Genomic DNA, 17,511 nt, shown 5'->3' with positions numbered 1-17,511 from the left:
CCTTACTGGCGGATTCTTGCCGCCAGTTCCTTTGCCTTGTTAGCCATGGCCTCCAACTCCGGCACAGTACGCAAATTTTCATCCGATGCCTTGTGCATGAGTTCAGATATTTCGGCGACTTCGGTCACGTTGCGGTTAATGTCCTCACTGACGCTGGTTTGCTCCTCCGCTGCCGTTGCCACCTGGGTCGTGGCGTCATTGACGCTCGCCATCCTGCGGTTGATCTCACTGAGGGTATTGCGGACGTCTTCGACGGATACACTGCTCTCCTGAGCGACCACCTCAGAAGCCTGCATGTATTCGGTCGCATCACGGGAGGCGCCGCTAATCGCGGCAATAATCTGATCGATTTCGACCGTGGCTTCCTGGGTCTTTGCAGCGAGGTTGCGAACTTCGTCTGCGACCACCGCAAACCCACGCCCTGCATCCCCCGCGCGGGCGGCTTCGATGGCAGCATTCAGGGCGAGAAGGTTTGTCTGGTCAGCTATTTCCCGGATGACACGCATGACATCCCCGACCTTTTTGCCATCGCTTGCCAGCTGGTTCACGGTTTCAGCAGAACTCTGGATCTGGCTGGTCAGCCGTTGCATGCTTTCGACCGCTTTGTTGATCTGGGAGTCCGCCCTGGCAGTCTCCTCGGAGGTTTCGTGGACCTGGGTAGCAACCGATGCAGCATGTTGCGCCACATCCTGTGCTGTGGCGGACATTTCGTTCATGGCTGTAGCAATCTGGTCAATACGCTGGTGGGCCTTGTCAGACTGCTCGAGGACATTGCTCGCGTTTACCCGGATCAGCTCCCCGGTTGCATGCAGTTGGCTGGCGTTGTCTCCCATGAGTGATCCGGTTTCTCTCAGAAAACGATGTAGGCTCCTGGCGGCGCTGGCCAGCTGACCAAGTTCATCCTTGCCCTCCAGCGTTGCGGGATCCGAGAGGTCTCCCTCTCCCAGTTTGGTGATTTGTCCGGTTAGCTTCCGCGCTGGCTGGATGATGCTGGTAATCAGAATATAGACGAGCACAACAGTGCCTAGCACAATCGCTATCATAAGGAGGCTTGCAACTATCCAACTCCGCTCGGTCACTACCGTATTAAGGCGTTTGGCTTCGTCCAGGCTTGCTGCGCGGACGGCATCAGTCGCGCTGTCAATCAGTCGGGCCGGCTCACGGTCGATACCCTGGACTGCCTTATCTCCGGCGCCGGAGTCAAATCCGGAGCGGGTGAAGGCATTAAACCCTTTGCGGTAGGCGCGACCCATTTCACCGTGCGCTTTCTGGAACCGGGCCATTAAGGCTTTGGCTTCGGGCTCCTGTAGTCTGGGAATCAGGTCATCAAGTTGTTGTTGGATGGATGCTTCCCGCGCCTGGAAACGTCCCCAGTACTTCTCAAGTTGTTCCGGGTCGGCCCCGCGAATGAGAACATTCTTCCATTCCTGGACCTGGGTCTTGAACTCGGAGAGTATGTCCTGGGATTGGAGGGCTCTCACCATCTGGTCACTGACAAGAACGTTGAAATCGTCTTTCACCCGCAGCGAAAAGGAAAGGTAGACAACCGCCACGCTGGCAACGATCAGGTTGGCCGCAAGGACCACTGACAGAACTCGGTTGAGTATACTTCTGGAGTACCAGTTCATGGGCTTGTCCGGATTAGTAGGGGGAAGCGTTCTGGAATGCGTAATAACCGGTTTCACTGGACGGCCAATCACGGATCACTGAACATTATATTAGATGGTATCGGCACGTAAATTCAGGCCTTTAGGCGTTGACCGATGCTTTTTGTGAATCTTTTGTGACAGCCAAATGATGATTAATCCGCTAACAGTCCTGTTTCAGGATGAACAATTGCTGGCTGTGCACAAGCCGGCAGGTCTTCTGGTCCACCGCAGCCCCATCGACAAACATGAAACCGAATTCGCCTTGCAATATGCCCGTGCGCTTAATGGTGGAGATCATGTTTATCCGGTTCACCGGCTCGATCGGCCAACCTCCGGGGTGCTGGTGTTTGCACGTGACCCTGAGACCGCGCGAACGCTCGGAAAAGCCCTGATGGCGGGAGAAGTTCACAAAACCTATCTCGCCATGGTTCGGGGCTGGCCAGCGGCCACCGGAGAGATCGATCATCCATTGCGGGATGAGCCGGAAGACCGCCGGAAGAAAGGAATGGAGCAACCGGTGCGAGAGGCCCGGACCCGGTTCCAGACCCTGGCGACGGTCGAGATTCCGGTAGAGATCGAAAAATACCCTGGCAGTCGGTACGCGGTTGTTGAGCTTTTTCCCGAAACCGGCCGAAAGCATCAGTTGCGCCGACACATGAAACACATCAATCATCCGATTATTGGCGATGCCAATCATGGTCGTGGCCGACACAATCGATACTTCGCCCAGCGTTTCGGGGAAGGGCGGTTAATGCTGGCAGCAACCCGAATGGCGTTTGCTCACCCGAAAACGGGAGAGGCCATCAGCATCACCGCAGAGCCGGACAAGGGTTTTGTTCGGGTCCTCTCTATTTTTCCCGGTTTCAGTTTTCGAAAATTAAGAGCAATAGTTGCACGATGAAGGCAGGTTTGTAGCTTTTCTTGTCGATTTGCATCAAATGGTATGGAGACGCGGCGCGGTCAGATGGTTTGGGGCATACTCCGGAATAAGCAAATAACAATAAATGAAACAACCGGGGCATGCCGTGCCAATACTCTACAGGTTGCTGTGCCTGTTTTTTCTTTTGCCGATATCCGTTTCGGCTTTCTCCGCCGGACAGTCAGCCCTCTGGGATGCCCATTCCAAGCGGTTGGAGCTCTCCCGGTTTGTTGATTACTGGCAGGAGCCGTCCGAGCCTGTCGACATTGCAGCGGTCGCCAATCTGGCTGACGAGGTCTGGAGCCGTAATGGCAGTGACAGTATCAGCCTCGGCTACGGGAGCGAGGTCTACTGGTTTCGGGTCAAACTAGAAAACGCCACACAGAGCAAAGCGGTCAGCTTGCTTGAAATCGGGTACCCGGTTCTCGACCACATCGAGCTCTTCATAAACCCGGGCCAGCCAGGATCTGAATTTCTGGTTCTGGGTGACAAACAGCCTTTCTATGACCGGCCGATCGACAATCGTAATTTCGTTGTCCCGATAACGCTTTCCGGCGAAAAGGTGACAACTGTTTACCTGCGAGTCGACACCACCAGTTCCATGCAGGTTCCGCTGACCCTTTGGGATCCGGACACTTTTTATTCGGCTGAACAATCCCGAAGCATGTTCGAGGGGCTCTATTACGGGATTGTTCTGGTGATGGTTCTCTACAATCTGTTCGTGTTCATGGCGGTAGGGGAGCGGAGTTTTCTGCATTATGTCGGATATATCACCACCATGCCGTTGTTCCTTGCCAGCCTTCACGGAGTGGCGTTCCAGTACCTCTGGCCCGGCGCAACCTGGTGGAATGACCAGTCTATTATCGTGTTTCTCAATCTTGTCGTGCTTTTTGGCGGGACGTTCAGTATCAGTTTTATCAATGTGACCCGTCAGAATCATCCATATCTCAACCGATGGACCGTCGGGCTCGTCATGGTGGCGGGTATGCTTGCGACAGCAGGTTTGTTCGTGCCGTACAGATACATGATTCTGCCTACGATATTGGTGGGCGCCCTGGGCTGCACGACGATGCTGATTCTGAGTATTGCCCGTTGGCTCAAAAAAGATCCTGCGGCCCGTTACTACACGTTTGCCTGGGTCTTCATGTTGTTTGGCGGCATTGTTCTGGCGCTGAGCAAGTTCACCATGCTGCCCCGCAATCTGCTTACCGAGAATGCCACCCAGGTGGGATCTGCCCTTGGCGTTATCCTTTTATCGGTTGCCCTTGCGGATCGCCTCAACAGGGAGAAGAAACGCGTATTTCTGGCCCAGCAGCGCCTGTTGCGCGAAGAGCGCAAAGCCCGGATGGCCCAGGAGAAATCGTTGAAGGTGCAGCGGGAAGCCAACACGCTGCTGGAGGAGAGAGTACAGGAGCGTACCCGGGACCTGGAGAACCTCAACCAGCAATTGCTTGAACTCAGTGCTACCGATGCCCTGACTGCGCTCAAGAACCGAGGCTACTTCGACCGGACGTTTCAGTCAGCGGTGGTGCGGGCCTACCGTTACGAAGAGCAGCTGTCTCTGCTGGTCCTGGACATCGATCACTTCAAGAACTTTAACGATACCTATGGCCATCTGGTGGGCGATGACTGCCTGGAAATGGTTGCCCAGTGCATCCGGCGGTTTGTTACCAGGCCACAGGATCTGGCTGCCCGGTACGGGGGTGAAGAGTTTGTGGTTCTGCTGCCAGACACGCCGGAGGATGGGGCTGTGAGAGTTGCGGAACGTATTCGGACGGAAATAGAAAAAACCGCCTTCAGGGTGTCCGGAGAGACTCTGCACCTGACCGTCAGTGTCGGTGTTTGTAGTGTTTCACCAACACGGGCAGACGCAACCAAGGAGGTTTTCGGTAGGGCGGACGAAGCACTTTATGAGGCCAAGGGGCAGGGCCGGAACCGTGTGGTCGCATGGAGGGCTTCCGGTCAGGCCAAGGTATCGGCGGTTTCGCCGGTCTGACCAGGGCATGGCTCCGGCTGCAGAGAAATTAATGGTTTCCGAATACGCTTTTCATCTCAGACTTCAGATAATAAGCTTGTAGGCTGATTCAGTATTAAGCGAACCTGATGGACCTTATAGAACCTTTAGTACGCCATTTTTTGGGTATTTTTTTTCTGATGATCGGCCTGCAGTTTGCCGGTCGGACCCTTGGGCTATATCAACGGATGGGCTTCTCTCATATCAATTATGGCGAGAAGAAAACCGCACCCTGGTGGCATCGACACACCTTTAACGTATTCCGAACGCTCATTCTTTCGGTCTGTATTGTGCGTATTTTCGCCGACATTGATGGCTGGCTGGGAGTATTTGGCTGGCTTTACCAATGGCCGGTTCTGTTACTTGGCATGATGGTTCTCCTGACGTCATTCGCATCAATCAATTATCTGCAGGCGTATATGCACGAGGAGTGGCGTTCCGGCATTGATGCGGGGGAACGTAACCGAACACTGTTGACCCACGGACCATTCGGCCGGTCCAGAAACCCGTTATTTATCAGCGTTATGGTCGGGCAATTCGGTTTTTTTCTGGCGTTCCCCAGTGTCTTTTCCCTGATCTGCCTGATAGCGGGTGTGCTAGTGATCACCCGCCAGGCAAGTGAAGAGGAAAAGGCTCTGGCGCGGAATTTCGGTGCCGAATTCGAAGAATACCGGGCAAGGGTTCCGCGCTGGTTCTGACATTGGTCAGGCGCTTTTTTTGCGGGTTTCCTTGATCACGTCGTAGGCGTGACTGATTTCCCGGGTTCGTTCTTCCGCCATTTCCCTCATGCTTTCAGGCAAACCCTTTCCCGCCAGTTTATCGGGATGATTTTCGCTCATCAGCTTACGATAGGTTTTCTTGATGTCGGCATCGCTGGCGGAGGGTGAAACGCCGAGCACTTTGTACGCGTCATCAATCTGTTGCGTGGTTGAGCGTTGGCCAGCGCCTGCGCCGGTCTGCCCGGTATGGGCGCCGCGCAGCATGGCTTCGAGCTGATCGACCTGGCTTTCGGGCAGCCCCAGGCCACGGGCGATACGCACCAGCATCTCGTGCTCTGAGGGGTGGATAATGCCATCGGCCGCGACTGCGGACACCTGCACCTGGAGAAACATCTGCAGGAACGCTGGCTGCCGACCGCTCATCTGGAGGAAATGGCTCAGTTCTGCGTCCAGGTCAAAGTCGGGTTCTTTGCCGCGGTTAAAGGCGGCCCGGGCTTTCGTTTTCTGGTCTGCGTTGAGGCGAAAGCGCACAAACATACTCTCCGCCATCTGGATTTCATCCCTGGACACCACGCCGTCGGCCTTGCACAGAGCCCCCATGACGGCAAAAACCGATTCAACAAATCCGGACTGTATATTCTGGAGTTTGCCAATAAGCCGGCTTTTCATGCGGTTAAAAAGAAAGGCACCAATAGCGGCACCAACCAGAAAGCCAGGGAATTTTCCGAAGGCGTAGCCGATCAGACCGCCAAGAATGAGTGCGAAGAGCATCAATATTTCCTTAATCAGGGGTGAAACAGTCCTTAGAATATACGGGTTTTCTAATCGGTATTCATGAACAGGCTTTCATTCACATCGTTAATCTGTTCCGGACGAAGGTGTTCCTCGGCATATCGGCGATAGGTGCCGGACCGTATGAAGAGTTCGAATACATCCCGATCTATGTGGCCGTTGGTGACCATCGTCGACATGATGGTGAGAGATTCTGTCAGGCTCTTTCCCTTCTTGTAAGGTCTGTCCACGGCTGTCAGTGCCTCAAATACATCCGCGACCGCCATGATGCGCTCGGGTATTCCCATGTCTTCGGCATTCAGGCCACAAGGATAGCCTTGCCCATCCATTCGCTCATGGTGGGTGCCCGCGAGCCTCGGCACATTGGCGAGACTGTCTGGCAGAGGCAGGGCATCCAGCATGCAGATGGTCTGCACTATGTGTTCGTTGATTTTGAAGCGCTCCTCCTCGGTCAGAGTTCCCCGCGGAACAGTCAGGTTGTGGATTTCACCCCGATTGTCGGCATATTCGGGCAGTTTCATATCAAATCCCCAGCGGTTGCGGGGGTCATTTTTTTGAACCGGCGGAATCCGGTCTCCCCACGGGCGGAGGTGTTCGGCCTTGTCACTGAGCAGGTTCTCGGTGACCGGCAGCGGAGGGTCGGGGAGATCGGCCACTGACTGCTCCTCGTCGCTGGAGAGACCGATACGGTCATTGAAGTGTCGCTGCCAGGTGTATGCTCCGATCTCCCGAATGCGCTCGATGTCGGCATCTTCCATGAACTCAGCGCCCTGATTTGTCCGGGCAATGAAGGCAAACTCGTCCTGCAGCTTTGCCTGAGCTTCGTCCCGCCGGCTCCGCGCCCGGGGTTCGTCTCCCCCGTTCAGAACAGTTGTCAGATAGTGAATCTCGGCATCCCTGTGTAGCAGCTCAAAGCGGGTACGGATTTCGTGTATCCGGTTGTGAATGGTCTCCAGCTTTACTGCTTTGTCCACCACATACTCCGGGCTGGTTATTTTGCCGCAGTCGTGGAGCCACGCGGCGAGGTGGAATTCATAACGTTGTTCCTCGGTCATGGAGAATGGACCGAAGGTGCTGTCCGTGCTCGCGACAGCCTCGTCGATCAGCATGTGGGCGAGCTTGGGCACCCGCTCACAATGCCCGCCGGTATAGGGCGATTTGGCGTCAATGGCGTTAGCTACCAGTCTGATAATGCCGTCAAGCAGGGCCTGCTGGCTCTCAATCAGCTCTCGGGTTTCAATGGCCACGGCGGCGGAGCCCGCGATTTCATCGACGAACAGAATCAGGTCATCACTCAGTTGGGTGTGGTCACCCATTTCCATTTCGACCACCAGAATACCCACCAGGCTCTTGCCGCGGTTTCGGAGAATGGCAAACACTGGATGGCCGCTGATGCGATCCTGAAGCAGCCGGATGATGTCGCTGTCACTGGTATCCGTTGTCAGGCCTTCAATAGCGGACGGCAGTTCAAGGCCCTCGTTGACTGCGAGCGTCAGAGTCTGATCCTGGCGGCTGAACAGGTAAATTCCGCCCCGCTCCTGCCCGAGGATATGAACAATTTGCTCGAGTATGTCCCTCAGCAGTTCATTCAGGTTCTGACCACGGTTCAGTACTGTCGAAATGCTCTGGAAGCTCCGAATGGTTTTCGCCATATCATCCAGTGCCACACTGAGTTTCCGGGCTTCCCGAATGTGGGAGTCGGATTTCACCGAGGTGTCAAAACGGAATCGGGAAAGCTGGCTGACCTGATCTGTGAGGCGCTCAAGAGGCCTGCCGACGCGCCGGCCCAGGAACCAGCCCAACACCAGCAAGAGCAGGGCGATCGCACCGGCAATAATTGTTTGCCGGAACAGCGTGTCCCAGACTTCCGCCAACAATTCGTCTGCAGGAATGGCAACGGCAATGGTGAGGTTTTCCTCCTCCAGCGCAGCCAGCGGCTCTGTCATGCCGTACCAGTCGCGATTGTCGACTGTGTAATGGGCGACAGGCTCATCCTCCGCTGTCTTGCCGGCAGCATCCAGAGCCGCAGATATGGCCGGATCAGCAACGCCTTTTGCACCGGAATCTGCAAGCACCCTACGATCGGCATTCACGATGGCAATGCGGGTGTCCGGGGTTTGGCGCAGCTCGGTAAGCTGGTGACTCAGGTCGGTTACCGTTACATCGATACCGAAAACGGCGCCAGATGTTTCCGGACCGGTTGCAGCGCGACGGGACAGCGTAAGCCCGGTTTCATGTGTGGTGAAGAACACGTAGGGAGCCGATAGCTCGGTCGTGTTGGATGCAGCCGCCGTGTTAAACCAGGGGCGGGAGCGTGGATCGTAGGTGTAATCGCCAACGACTCGGCGCTGTATAGGCTGCATGTCCGCATCGTAGAAGTGCCATTCACCGATGGGGTCGCCACCTTCGCGGGTAATGGTCTGCAATAGAAACCGGGTTTCTTGCGGTGCATCCGGGAATTGCAGCACACCGGAACTGCGGACTTTTCTGAGCAGGAAAAAATCGCCGTTCCTGTACCCGGCGTAGACAGCACTGACAATGTCGCTGCTCTGCAGAATGTCTGCAATCACGGGCAAGCGGGCCATGCGCGCGTCGAGAGAGGTTGCCCTGGCCAACGGGTCATGGCTCAATACGGCCAGAGCCGTTGACGGTGGCGCGGTGATGGCCAGAATCCGATCGTCAACACTGACAGCCAGCTGCTTTGCGGCTGAACGGGCGGCGGTCACTTTGGCGCTTTCCATACCCCGGAAACTCTGGGCAACCAATACGATGGCCAGCAACAACATCCCCAGGGTGATGGCAGAGGCGATGAGCGGCGCCAGGGAGATTTGTGCTGATTGGCGGGTTCCGTGCATGGGTAATCCTTTGCGTTGAACATTCACGTAACACGCGAATGTTCGTGTGAGGACACATTAAAGAGTAGACCCTGGCCCCGGTTTTTTCTGGTTTTGCGATGAGAGGCAGAAGCTTATGACACCCGATCTCTTTGATGACCTGCCCGCCGAGCACCTACCTGAAATCATCGCCGAGGGCGCAGTCATCTTGCGCCGGTTCGCTTTGGATCGTGCAGAACGATTGCTTGGTGTGATCGGTGAAGTGACAGAGCTTGCCCCTCTTCGAAGAATGAAAACACCGGGCGGGCATGCCATGTCAGTTGCGATGAGTTGTTGTGGGGAACAAGGCTGGGTCACGGATACGCGGGGCTACCGTTATCAATCGGACGACCCGTTGTCCGGCCGTCCGTGGCCTTCAATGCGTGATGTCTTCCGGACATTGGCAAGAGAGGCTGCATCAGCGGCAGGCTATGAGGGGTTTTGCCCGGACGCCTGCCTGATCAACCGGTATGAGCCCGGTGCCAAGATGGGGCTGCACCAGGACAGGGACGAGCATGACTTCAAGCAACCCATTGTCTCGGTAACTCTTGGGCTATCTCAGGTGTTCCAGTTCGGAGGTCTGCGGCGAAACGAGCGGCCGGTGAATATTCCATTGCACCACGGCGATGTTGTGGTTTGGGGAGGCCCCGCCCGGCTGCGTTATCATGGTGTGCTCACACTCAAGGCCGGTGACCATCCGTTAACCGGCCCCTGCCGGTACAATCTGACGTTCCGCCGTGCCCGCTGATTACTGGAACCAGGCCACCGCCAGGCCTGCAGCCAGAGACAGCACCATGGGCCCCGCCACGAGCAGGCCTGTCTGCCGGTTTCCCAGGCTCCATGCCATTCCGGATTTCACCAGGTTGTTCGTGGCGGCAGCAATCACGATACCGATGACAGCGGTATTCATTGCCAGCGAATTGTTGGACATACGAGTGAGTGACAGGGTTATTGCATCGACATCGGCCACACCGGAACTGGCAGCCAGCATGTAGATACCCGCATCTCCAAGCCAGCTTTTCAGGAATTCGCCCAACAACAGAATGGCGGTAAGCAGCAGGCCGAAAACGAGGGCAGAGGTGAGGTCCAGAGGATTCTGGCTAAGGGCCGGCTGGCTCACGTGGAGCTGCTCAGAGTGACGGCGCCAGATGAAGAAGGCGGGTCCATAAAGTAAAGCGGTCATTGTGAGCACTGGCCAAATCAGACTGGGCAGCAGGTCCCGGTTAATCACAGCACAGTACACCAGTATGCGTGGAAACATGGTGCCACAGGCAATCAGAATGCCGGTCGCGAACTGGGGACTCAGCTGCGGCGTTTTTTCCGATTGGCGTGCAAAGTGCAGAGTCAGAGCCGTTGACGAGCTGAGCCCGGCAAACAGGCTGGTGAACAGAATGCCTTTTCGGGGGCCGGCGACACGGATCGCAAAATAGCCGACAAACGAAATCGACGCGATCATGACCACCATCCACCAGATTTCCCGTGGATTCAGCACGCCGCCCGGGCCCATCTTCTGATTTGGCAAGAGTGGCAGCATCACCACCGAAATCAGCAGGAGCTTGAGTGCGGCATCCAGCTCGTGGTCTTTGAGCTTGTATACCCAGCCGTGAATCTCCGCTTTTTTGTCCAGGATGATGGCGGTTATGACGGCGGCTGCGGTTGCCATCACCGGGTCCACGGCGACCGCAATGGCACCGAAGCAGAAGGTAAGCACCAGGCCCACCATGCCGGTGATGCTGAAATTACGGATATGCTCAAGTCGCTCGCTGAACGCGGCAATACCCATAGCAACGACGCTGAGCAGCAGCACCGGAAATGCCCATTCCGTTACCTCTTTTGCCAAAACCGCGGAAATGCCACCCAGTAACCCGACCAGGGCAAACGTCCGTATGCCCGCGATGCGCTCTCCGGACTTTTGTTCCCGCGCATCCCATCCCCGTTCCAGACCAATAATGGCACCCAATAACAGGGCGATGGCTAGGTGGATCGTGGTCTGGTGAGAAGTGAGAAACTGCGCAGTTACATCATCCATGAACGGAGTGGCTTCCGGTGTTGGAGAAAATTTGAAGGTATTGGTGAATTGTAGCCTGTCATCCGATCATCAAGAAATACAGGGGATAATCCTTACCTTACTTGTAAGGTGCTAATCTGGTAAGCTTCGCGCCCCTGTTTTCAACCCCTTTTGATCAAAGCTCGCCGGAATTCTGTGATAGCCAGTCCGCCCTAGTGTTTATTCCCGCGCCATTTTTATTTGAGGGAATATTTTCTCGCGATCGTCTCAAGGTGACTGCCCCGCAGCTTTGTACCTGTTTTACCAATTACGGAACTCAACATGGTTAATACCCTGAAAAACCAATGGTTATCCAACGTTCGCGGAGATCTTCTCGCCGGCATCGTAGTCGCTTTGGCTTTGATACCCGAGGCCATTGCCTTCTCGATCATCGCTGGCGTCGATCCCAAAGTGGGGCTATATGCCTCGTTTTGTATCGCTGTCATTATCGCATTTGTCGGTGGCCGTCCTGGAATGATCTCGGCCGCGACCGCCGCCATGGCGGTATTGATGGTAACGCTTGTTAAAGAACATGGGCTTCAGTATCTGCTGGCGGCCACGCTGCTGACGGGTGTTATCCAGGTTGTTGCCGGTTATCTGAAGCTGGGCAGCCTGATGCGGTTCGTCTCACGTTCGGTGGTTACCGGGTTCGTAAACGCTTTGGCAATCCTGATTTTTATGGCCCAACTACCGGAGCTGACGAACGTCACCTGGCATGTGTATGCCATGACGGCGGCCGGGCTGGGCATTATTTACCTGTTCCCCCTGATTCCCGTGGTCGGAAAGGTTCTGCCATCCCCATTGGTGTGCATCGTGGCTCTGACTGCAGTGGCTGTTGTGCTGGGCCTGGATATCCGTACGGTGGGTGATATGGGCGCACTGCCTGACACGCTGCCGATATTCCTGTGGCCGGATGTCCCGCTGAACCTGGAAACCCTGATGATTATCCTGCCGTACTCCTTGCCGCTGGCGGTGGTCGGCCTGCTGGAATCGATGATGACGGCAACCATTGTGGACGACCTGACGGATACCGAGAGCGACCGGAACCGCGAGTGTAAAGGCCAGGGTATTGCCAATATCGGTTCTGGCCTGATTGGTGGTATGGCGGGCTGCGCGATGATCGGCCAGTCAATAATCAATGTGAAATCAGGCGGCCGTACCCGCCTTTCCACCCTGACGGCGGGCGTTTTCCTGTTGATCATGGTGCTGGTGCTGGACAACCTGCTGGTGCAGATTCCAATGGCGGCTCTTGTGGCTGTCATGATTATGGTCTCCATTGGTACCTTCTCCTGGGAATCCATTCGAAACCTCAAGGAACACCCGCTGTCCACCAACATCGTGATGCTGGTGACGGTGATTGTGGTTGTAGCGACTCACAACCTGGCCTTCGGTGTACTGGCAGGCATCCTGCTGGCAGCGATGTTCTTTGCCAACAAGATTGGCCATTACATGCTGGTAACCCCGGAGCTGGATGAGCAAACCGATACCCGCACCTACAGGGTTGTGGGTCAGGTATTCTTCAGTTCATCGGAAAAGTTCCTTCAGTCCTTTGATTTCAAGGAAGCAGTCGATAATGTGGTAATTGATCTGAGCCGCGCTCATTTCTGGGATATCACGGCGGTGGGAGCCCTGGACAAGGCCGTCATCAAATTCCGACGTGAAGGTTCAGACGTCGAAGTGATCGGGTTGAATGAGGCCAGTGCCACCATCGTTGACCGGTTCGGCGTGCACGATAAGCCTGAAGCCGTTGATCAGCTGATGGGGCACTGATATGACCCAGACCAAGGAATCCGGCAACGATCGCAGTCAGAATAACAACCACAAGGATCAGCAAGGCGAGGTTGAGATGTTACGAGTAGTAGCCTGTATTGACGGTTCCCGCGCTGCACCGGCTGTGTGTGACTACGCCGCCTGGGCAAGCCGGCACATGGAAACACCCATGACGCTGCTTCACGTTCTGGATGAAGAGCGCTATCCCGCTGAGCCGGATCTCGCTGGCAGCATTGGCCTGGGCAGTCGGGAGCAATTGCTGGATGAGCTGGCGGAGCTTGATCGCAAGCGCTCGAAGCTGGCACTTGAGCATGGTCATCATATGCTCGATGAAGCCGAGCGCCGGGTGAAGGCAGCAGGCGTTAATGACGTGGCCAAGCGTCAGCGCCATGATGACCTGACGGAGTCGCTGCTTTCGCTCGAAAACCAGACCCGCCTGCTGGTGATGGGACTGCATGGGGAGAGCAGTTCCGATCGTGACATTCATATTGGTAGCCAGCTTGAAACCGTCATTCGGAGCGTGCACCGGCCAATTCTGCTGGTGCCGGACCAATTCAGGGCGCCTCAAAGTGCCATGCTGGCCTTTGATGGCAGTGCCACTGCGTTCAAAGGTGTTGAATTGCTGGCCGGTAGTCCGGTGTTGAAGGGGATGCCGCTGCATCTTGTAATGATTGGCCCGGACACCAATGACCGCTGGGAACAGCTGAAAAAGGCGGAGAAGATGTTAGGCGGCCTCGAATCGGAAATTACGCTGGCTATTCGTGCCGGAGATGTCGAGCCTGCGCTCCACGCCTATCAGGAAGAGCATGATATCGACATTCTCGTGATGGGCGCCTACGGCCATTCCCGCATTCGGCAGTTTTTGGTGGGCAGTACAACAACCACCATGCTGAAAACCGCAGAAAAGCCGCTCGTTATTCTTAGGTAACCGGCTATCGCGATTCTTCTCAGGAGGCTTTCCTGGAAGAGTCGCCAAACTCCTTGACCTGCGATACAAAGTCGCTGAACCGGGCACCCTGAATCATCACATGCTCTTTCAGGTGTTGCTCGGCTTCTCGCTCTTTTCCCATCTCGATCGCCTCAAAGATCTTACGGTGTTCTTCAACAGAGTTATGAACCCGGTTTCGGGCCTGTAACTGCAGACGACGATACGGTTTTAAACGCTGTTTTAGCTGCCTTGCCTCTGAGGCCAGGAAGCTATTGTGGCTGGCAGAGTAGATGCAATTATGGAACTCTTCGTTTTCGTAATAGTAGTCGTCCGGATCGGCCATAACCTCTGGTTCCTCGCAGCGATGTAGTGCTGCGCGCAAGGCCTCAAGTTCGTCTGGCTGAATCCTTCTGGCCGCGAGTCGCCCGCACATGCCTTCCAGTTCCGCCATCACCTCGAACATCTCGATCAACTGATCAAAACCTACTTTGGCGACGAAGGTGCCTTTTTTGGGCCTCACAGTCACCAGACCGCTGACCACCAGTTGCTGTACAGCCTCACGAATCGGTGTCCGGGACACGCCATATTGTTTGGCCAGGGCATCGTGATCAAGCTTCTCGCCGGGGAGCAGACGGCCATTAATGATGTCTTCTTCAAGGGCGTCTTTCAGCTTCTGGGTACTTGAACGCTTCATTGTCGTCGTCCTGCCTATGGTTGAAATCGGACGTGGTTATACTTTAGTCAATTTGTGTTGACAACAATATACAACAAGTCTAATGATGTATACATCAGATTAGTCTGATCAATAATACAAAAACAATTCTGGAGACAAACAATGAAGATGCCCTTCGCTAAACTGGCCATAGCGGCCTCCCTGTCTGTATTTTTTTCCAGTGTCGTTGCTGCCGAGACAACGTTGCGCGTCTCCCACCAGTTCCCGGGCGGGAAAGGGGATGTGAGAGACGAGATGGTGCAACTGATGGCACGGGAAGTTAAAGCTGCTGATGTCGGCCTCGAACTTCAGGTGTATCCGGGTCAGTCTTTGTTCAAAGCCAAAGAACAATGGGGTGCGCTGGTTCGTGGGAGAGTGGATATGATCTCCCTGCCGCTGGATTACGCAAGTGGTCGCCATCCTGAATTTTCCGCAACGCTTATGCCTGGCCTGGTCCGCAACCACGAGCGCGCCCAGCGCCTCAACGATTCCGAATTCATGGGTATGATCAAGAAAGTGATCAATGATGCTGGTGCCCGGGTTCTCGCCGATGCCTGGCTGGCGGGTGGTTTCGCCTCAAACAAGCAGTGCATCACTTCGCCGGATACGGTCAAGGGGCAAACCATGCGTGCTGCCGGTCCGGCGTTCGATGAAATGCTTGCGACAGCCGGCGCGTCCATCGCGTCTATGCCATCGTCGGAGATTTACACCGCCATGCAGACCGGTGTTCTGGACGGCGCTAATACCTCTTCAGGCTCCTTTGTATCCTACCGCATCTACGAGCAGGTGACCTGCCTGACCGCGCCGGGTGAAAACGCCCTCTGGTTCATGTATGAGCCGGTGCTTATTTCTGATCGCAGCTGGAACAGCCTGAATGCAGAGCAACAGGCCGCTTTGACCGAAGCCGGTCAGAAAGCGGAAGCGTACTTTGCGAAAGAGGCGGCGGGACTTGACCAGAAGATGGCCGACGTGTTCTCCGAGAACGGTGTCGAAGTAGTCCAGATGAGTCAGGAGAACTACGAGGCGTGGCTGAATATTGCCAAGGAGAGCTCTTACAAGACCTTCGCAGAGAATGTTCCCAACGGACAAGCCCTGATTGATGCTGCGCTGGCTGTCGAGTAACCAGCCCGCTATCAGGTTTTCTGTCCACCTTGCCCCTTCCGGTTTTCGGCCGGACGGGGCAAGCACAACTTTTCCCGGGTTTGAGTTATGTCCCAATCTTCCAGTTATCGACGAGCCTCAGAACGAGGTGTGTTTGGCGGGTATATCCGCTGCATGGATGCCGTTTCAGTGGCCGCCGCAATTGTAGCGGGTGCTCTGCTTGCGCTCGGTGTGCTGTCCGTTGTTCACATGGTGTTTGTTCGATATGTGTTGGGTGAGAGCACTGTCTGGCAAACCGAGTTCACGACCTTTGCGATTACGGCGTCCATGCTTCTGGGTACGCCTTATGTTTTGAAAACCGGTGGACATGTTGCGGTAACGGTCTTACCCGACGCACTGCGGGGCTTCCCCAAGCGCCTTATGCGTTTGTCCGCTTCACTGGTGGGCCTGGCCTTCTGTCTGGCACTGACATACGGCTGCTGGTACTACCTCTATGAAGCTTACGCTTTTGACTGGACCACAGGTACAGTCTGGAATCCGCCTCTTTGGCCGGCAATCCTGCCGGTGGCTGTTGGCGCCGCTCTGCTGTCGCTGCAATACGTGGCAGAAATCCTGCGAGGAGAGCTCTAACTATGGATCCGGTAACTAGCGGTATTCTCGTCGTAGTTGTTTTGCTGATCCTGATGGCCATTGGCACCCCTATTGCGTTTGCACTGGGTGCGGTGTCACTTGGAGCCCTGGTTCTGGACCGTGGCATAGGCGAGTTGGTCTACTTTGGCGAAACCTTTTTCGGAAACGTTGCGTCTTTCGGCTTCGTTGCCATTCCCATGTTCATTCTGATGGGTGCGGCCGTCGCCTCGTCGCCCACGGGCCGGGATCTCTATCGGTCCCTCGATCTGTGGATGGGTAAACTGCCGGGTGGCCTCGCCATTTCCAATATCGCGGCCTGTTCTATTTTTGCTGCGTTATCCGGTTCGTCGCCGGCGACCAGTGCCGCTATCGGTAAGCTGGGTATTCCGGAGATGCGCAAGCGTGGCTACCCCGATGGTGTCGCCGCCGGATGTATCGCCGCCGGTGGTACCCTTGGCATTCTGATCCCGCCCTCGGTCACGATGATCGTCTACGGTATTTCGACCGAAACCTCCATTGGCCGCCTGTTCATCGCCGGTGCCATGCCGGGCTTGATGTTGGCCGCGCTGTTCATGGTCTGGACACTGCTTGCCTGCAAACTGGCCGGCGGCTACAACAGCCCCAATCCTGTGGCTCAGGCAGCGGCTCAGATCAAGGAAAACGTCGAAGGCAATCTAAAGGCGCTGGTGCGGGTCCTGCCGTTCCTGCTCGTGGTGATGGGCATTCTGTTTGCACTGTACGGCGGTGTGGCCACACCGTCCGAAGCTGCAGGTGTCGGAGCTTTCCTGTGCCTGGTACTGGCTATCGTGGTTTACCGGATGTGGCAGGCGAAGCCGATCGGCATCATCATGCGCGATGCACTGCGCGAGAGCGTGATGATCATGCTGATCATTGCCACGGCAGAAATCTTTGCGTTCGCCCTGTCATCGCTGTTTATTACGCAGACCGTTGCCGGTGCTATTGCTGACATGGAGGTAAACCGCTGGGTTCTTATGGGGGTTATCAACCTGTTCCTGCTGGTAGCCGGTTTCTTCCTGCCGCCGGTTGCCGTCATCGTTATGGCGGCACCCATTCTGTTGCCGATCATTGTCGCTGCCAACTTTGACCCTTACTGGTTTGCGGTCATTCTGACCATCAACCTGGAGATTGGACTGATCACGCCGCCTGTGGGTCTTAATCTGTTCATCATCAAGGGCATTGCCCCAGACATTGCGCTCCGGGACATTCTGCTGGGAAGTCTGCCGTACGCGCTGTGCATGATCCTCGGCATCTTACTGCTGTGCTTCTTTCCGCAGATCGCCCTGTGGCTGCCGGACCTGATTATGGGTGCCGGCTCCTGAGGCCAATCAAAAGGTTA

General features: G+C 55.6%; 14 protein-coding genes. 9 read left to right on the top strand and 5 right to left on the bottom strand.

Annotated elements, in window-relative coordinates; translation table 11 throughout:
- Positions 1-2: 2 nt before the first annotated feature.
- On the bottom strand, positions 3-1,628 hold the full coding sequence (locus BKP64_RS09215; protein ID WP_070968863.1) for a methyl-accepting chemotaxis protein: 1,626 nt from the start codon (positions 1,626-1,628) through the stop codon (positions 3-5).
- Positions 1,629-1,794: 166 nt separating this feature from the next.
- Here BKP64_RS09215 and BKP64_RS09210 point away from each other — a divergent pair, with 166 nt between their 5' ends.
- The 3 genes from BKP64_RS09210 to BKP64_RS09200 all read left to right on the top strand — a co-directional run bounded on the left by BKP64_RS09210 (position 1,795) and on the right by BKP64_RS09200 (position 5,280).
- Positions 1,795-2,550, top strand: a complete 756-nt coding sequence (locus BKP64_RS09210; RefSeq protein ID WP_227515555.1) for a pseudouridine synthase — start codon at positions 1,795-1,797, stop codon at positions 2,548-2,550.
- Between the two features lie 124 nt (positions 2,551-2,674).
- Entirely contained in the window at positions 2,675-4,564 is a 1,890-nt protein-coding gene (locus tag BKP64_RS09205) for a sensor domain-containing diguanylate cyclase (RefSeq protein ID WP_227515554.1), read from the top strand.
- A gap of 107 nt (positions 4,565-4,671) precedes the next feature.
- Entirely contained in the window at positions 4,672-5,280 is a 609-nt protein-coding gene (locus BKP64_RS09200; RefSeq protein ID WP_070968858.1) for a methyltransferase family protein, read from the top strand.
- A gap of 6 nt (positions 5,281-5,286) precedes the next feature.
- On the opposite strand, the gene djlA is transcribed toward BKP64_RS09200, so the two are convergent.
- Both djlA and BKP64_RS09190 read right to left on the bottom strand, forming a co-directional pair.
- Positions 5,287-6,072 (bottom strand): co-chaperone DjlA, encoded by a 786-nt coding sequence (djlA, locus tag BKP64_RS09195; RefSeq protein ID WP_070968855.1) that lies wholly within the window; start codon positions 6,070-6,072, stop codon positions 5,287-5,289.
- A gap of 50 nt (positions 6,073-6,122) precedes the next feature.
- A complete protein-coding gene (locus BKP64_RS09190; protein ID WP_070968852.1) occupies positions 6,123-8,948 on the bottom strand; it encodes an HD domain-containing phosphohydrolase in 2,826 nt (941 codons plus the stop codon).
- Positions 8,949-9,063: 115 nt separating this feature from the next.
- On the opposite strand from BKP64_RS09190, the gene alkB reads away from it, so the two are divergent.
- Positions 9,064-9,714 carry a DNA oxidative demethylase AlkB gene (gene alkB / locus BKP64_RS09185; RefSeq protein WP_070968849.1) on the top strand — a complete coding sequence of 217 codons (651 nt, stop codon included), beginning with the start codon at positions 9,064-9,066 and terminating at the stop codon, positions 9,712-9,714.
- On the opposite strand, the gene BKP64_RS09180 is transcribed toward alkB, so the two are convergent.
- On the bottom strand, positions 9,715-10,995 hold the full coding sequence (locus tag BKP64_RS09180) for an MgtC/SapB family protein (protein ID WP_070968847.1): 1,281 nt from the start codon (positions 10,993-10,995) through the stop codon (positions 9,715-9,717). It lies immediately after the preceding gene.
- Positions 10,996-11,295: 300 nt separating this feature from the next.
- Here BKP64_RS09180 and BKP64_RS09175 point away from each other — a divergent pair, with 300 nt between their 5' ends.
- Both BKP64_RS09175 and BKP64_RS09170 read left to right on the top strand, forming a co-directional pair.
- Positions 11,296-12,783, top strand: a complete 1,488-nt coding sequence (locus BKP64_RS09175) for a SulP family inorganic anion transporter (RefSeq protein WP_070968845.1) — start codon at positions 11,296-11,298, stop codon at positions 12,781-12,783.
- Position 12,784: 1 nt separating this feature from the next.
- Entirely contained in the window at positions 12,785-13,711 is a 927-nt protein-coding gene (locus BKP64_RS09170; RefSeq protein WP_070968842.1) for a universal stress protein, read from the top strand.
- 19 nt (positions 13,712-13,730) lie between these two features.
- On the opposite strand, the gene BKP64_RS09165 is transcribed toward BKP64_RS09170, so the two are convergent.
- Positions 13,731-14,405, bottom strand: coding sequence for a GntR family transcriptional regulator (locus tag BKP64_RS09165; protein ID WP_070968839.1), 675 nt, complete (start codon positions 14,403-14,405; stop codon positions 13,731-13,733).
- A 141-nt stretch (positions 14,406-14,546) separates the two neighbouring features.
- Here BKP64_RS09165 and BKP64_RS09160 point away from each other — a divergent pair, with 141 nt between their 5' ends.
- The 3 genes from BKP64_RS09160 (at position 14,547) to BKP64_RS09150 (ending at position 17,494) form a co-directional block, all read left to right on the top strand.
- Positions 14,547-15,545 (top strand): TRAP transporter substrate-binding protein, encoded by a 999-nt coding sequence (locus BKP64_RS09160; protein ID WP_070968836.1) that lies wholly within the window; start codon positions 14,547-14,549, stop codon positions 15,543-15,545.
- Positions 15,546-15,632: 87 nt separating this feature from the next.
- Complete coding sequence (locus BKP64_RS09155) at positions 15,633-16,154, top strand: TRAP transporter small permease subunit (RefSeq protein WP_070968832.1); 522 nt, start codon at positions 15,633-15,635, stop codon at positions 16,152-16,154.
- A 2-nt stretch (positions 16,155-16,156) separates the two neighbouring features.
- A complete protein-coding gene (locus BKP64_RS09150; RefSeq protein WP_070968829.1) occupies positions 16,157-17,494 on the top strand; it encodes a TRAP transporter large permease in 1,338 nt (445 codons plus the stop codon).
- The last annotated feature ends 17 nt before the right edge of the window (positions 17,495-17,511 follow it).

Origin of the sequence: Marinobacter salinus (genome assembly GCF_001854125.1) — a bacterium.
GTDB classification, from domain to species: Bacteria; Pseudomonadota; Gammaproteobacteria; order Pseudomonadales; family Oleiphilaceae; genus Marinobacter; species Marinobacter salinus.
This window is presented reverse-complemented; position numbering and strand designations above follow the sequence as displayed.

Bases quoted from the DNA above. Each gene is read 5' to 3' on its own strand.
- BKP64_RS09190 (WP_070968852.1), bottom strand. From the start codon at position 8,948: ATGCACGGAACCCGCCAATCAGCACAAATCTCCCTGGCGCCGCTCATC.
- BKP64_RS09215 (WP_070968863.1), bottom strand. From the start codon at position 1,628: ATGAACTGGTACTCCAGAAGTATACTCAACCGAGTTCTGTCAGTGGTC.
- BKP64_RS09180 (WP_070968847.1), bottom strand. From the start codon at position 10,995: ATGGATGATGTAACTGCGCAGTTTCTCACTTCTCACCAGACCACGATC.
- BKP64_RS09165 (WP_070968839.1), bottom strand. From the start codon at position 14,405: ATGAAGCGTTCAAGTACCCAGAAGCTGAAAGACGCCCTTGAAGAAGAC.
- djlA (WP_070968855.1), bottom strand. From the start codon at position 6,072: ATGCTCTTCGCACTCATTCTTGGCGGTCTGATCGGCTACGCCTTCGGA.
- BKP64_RS09210 (WP_227515555.1), top strand. From the start codon at position 1,795: ATGATGATTAATCCGCTAACAGTCCTGTTTCAGGATGAACAATTGCTG.
- BKP64_RS09155 (WP_070968832.1), top strand. From the start codon at position 15,633: ATGTCCCAATCTTCCAGTTATCGACGAGCCTCAGAACGAGGTGTGTTT.
- alkB (WP_070968849.1), top strand. From the start codon at position 9,064: ATGACACCCGATCTCTTTGATGACCTGCCCGCCGAGCACCTACCTGAA.
- BKP64_RS09150 (WP_070968829.1), top strand. From the start codon at position 16,157: ATGGATCCGGTAACTAGCGGTATTCTCGTCGTAGTTGTTTTGCTGATC.
- BKP64_RS09160 (WP_070968836.1), top strand. From the start codon at position 14,547: ATGAAGATGCCCTTCGCTAAACTGGCCATAGCGGCCTCCCTGTCTGTA.
- BKP64_RS09170 (WP_070968842.1), top strand. From the start codon at position 12,785: ATGACCCAGACCAAGGAATCCGGCAACGATCGCAGTCAGAATAACAAC.
- BKP64_RS09200 (WP_070968858.1), top strand. From the start codon at position 4,672: ATGGACCTTATAGAACCTTTAGTACGCCATTTTTTGGGTATTTTTTTT.
- BKP64_RS09175 (WP_070968845.1), top strand. From the start codon at position 11,296: ATGGTTAATACCCTGAAAAACCAATGGTTATCCAACGTTCGCGGAGAT.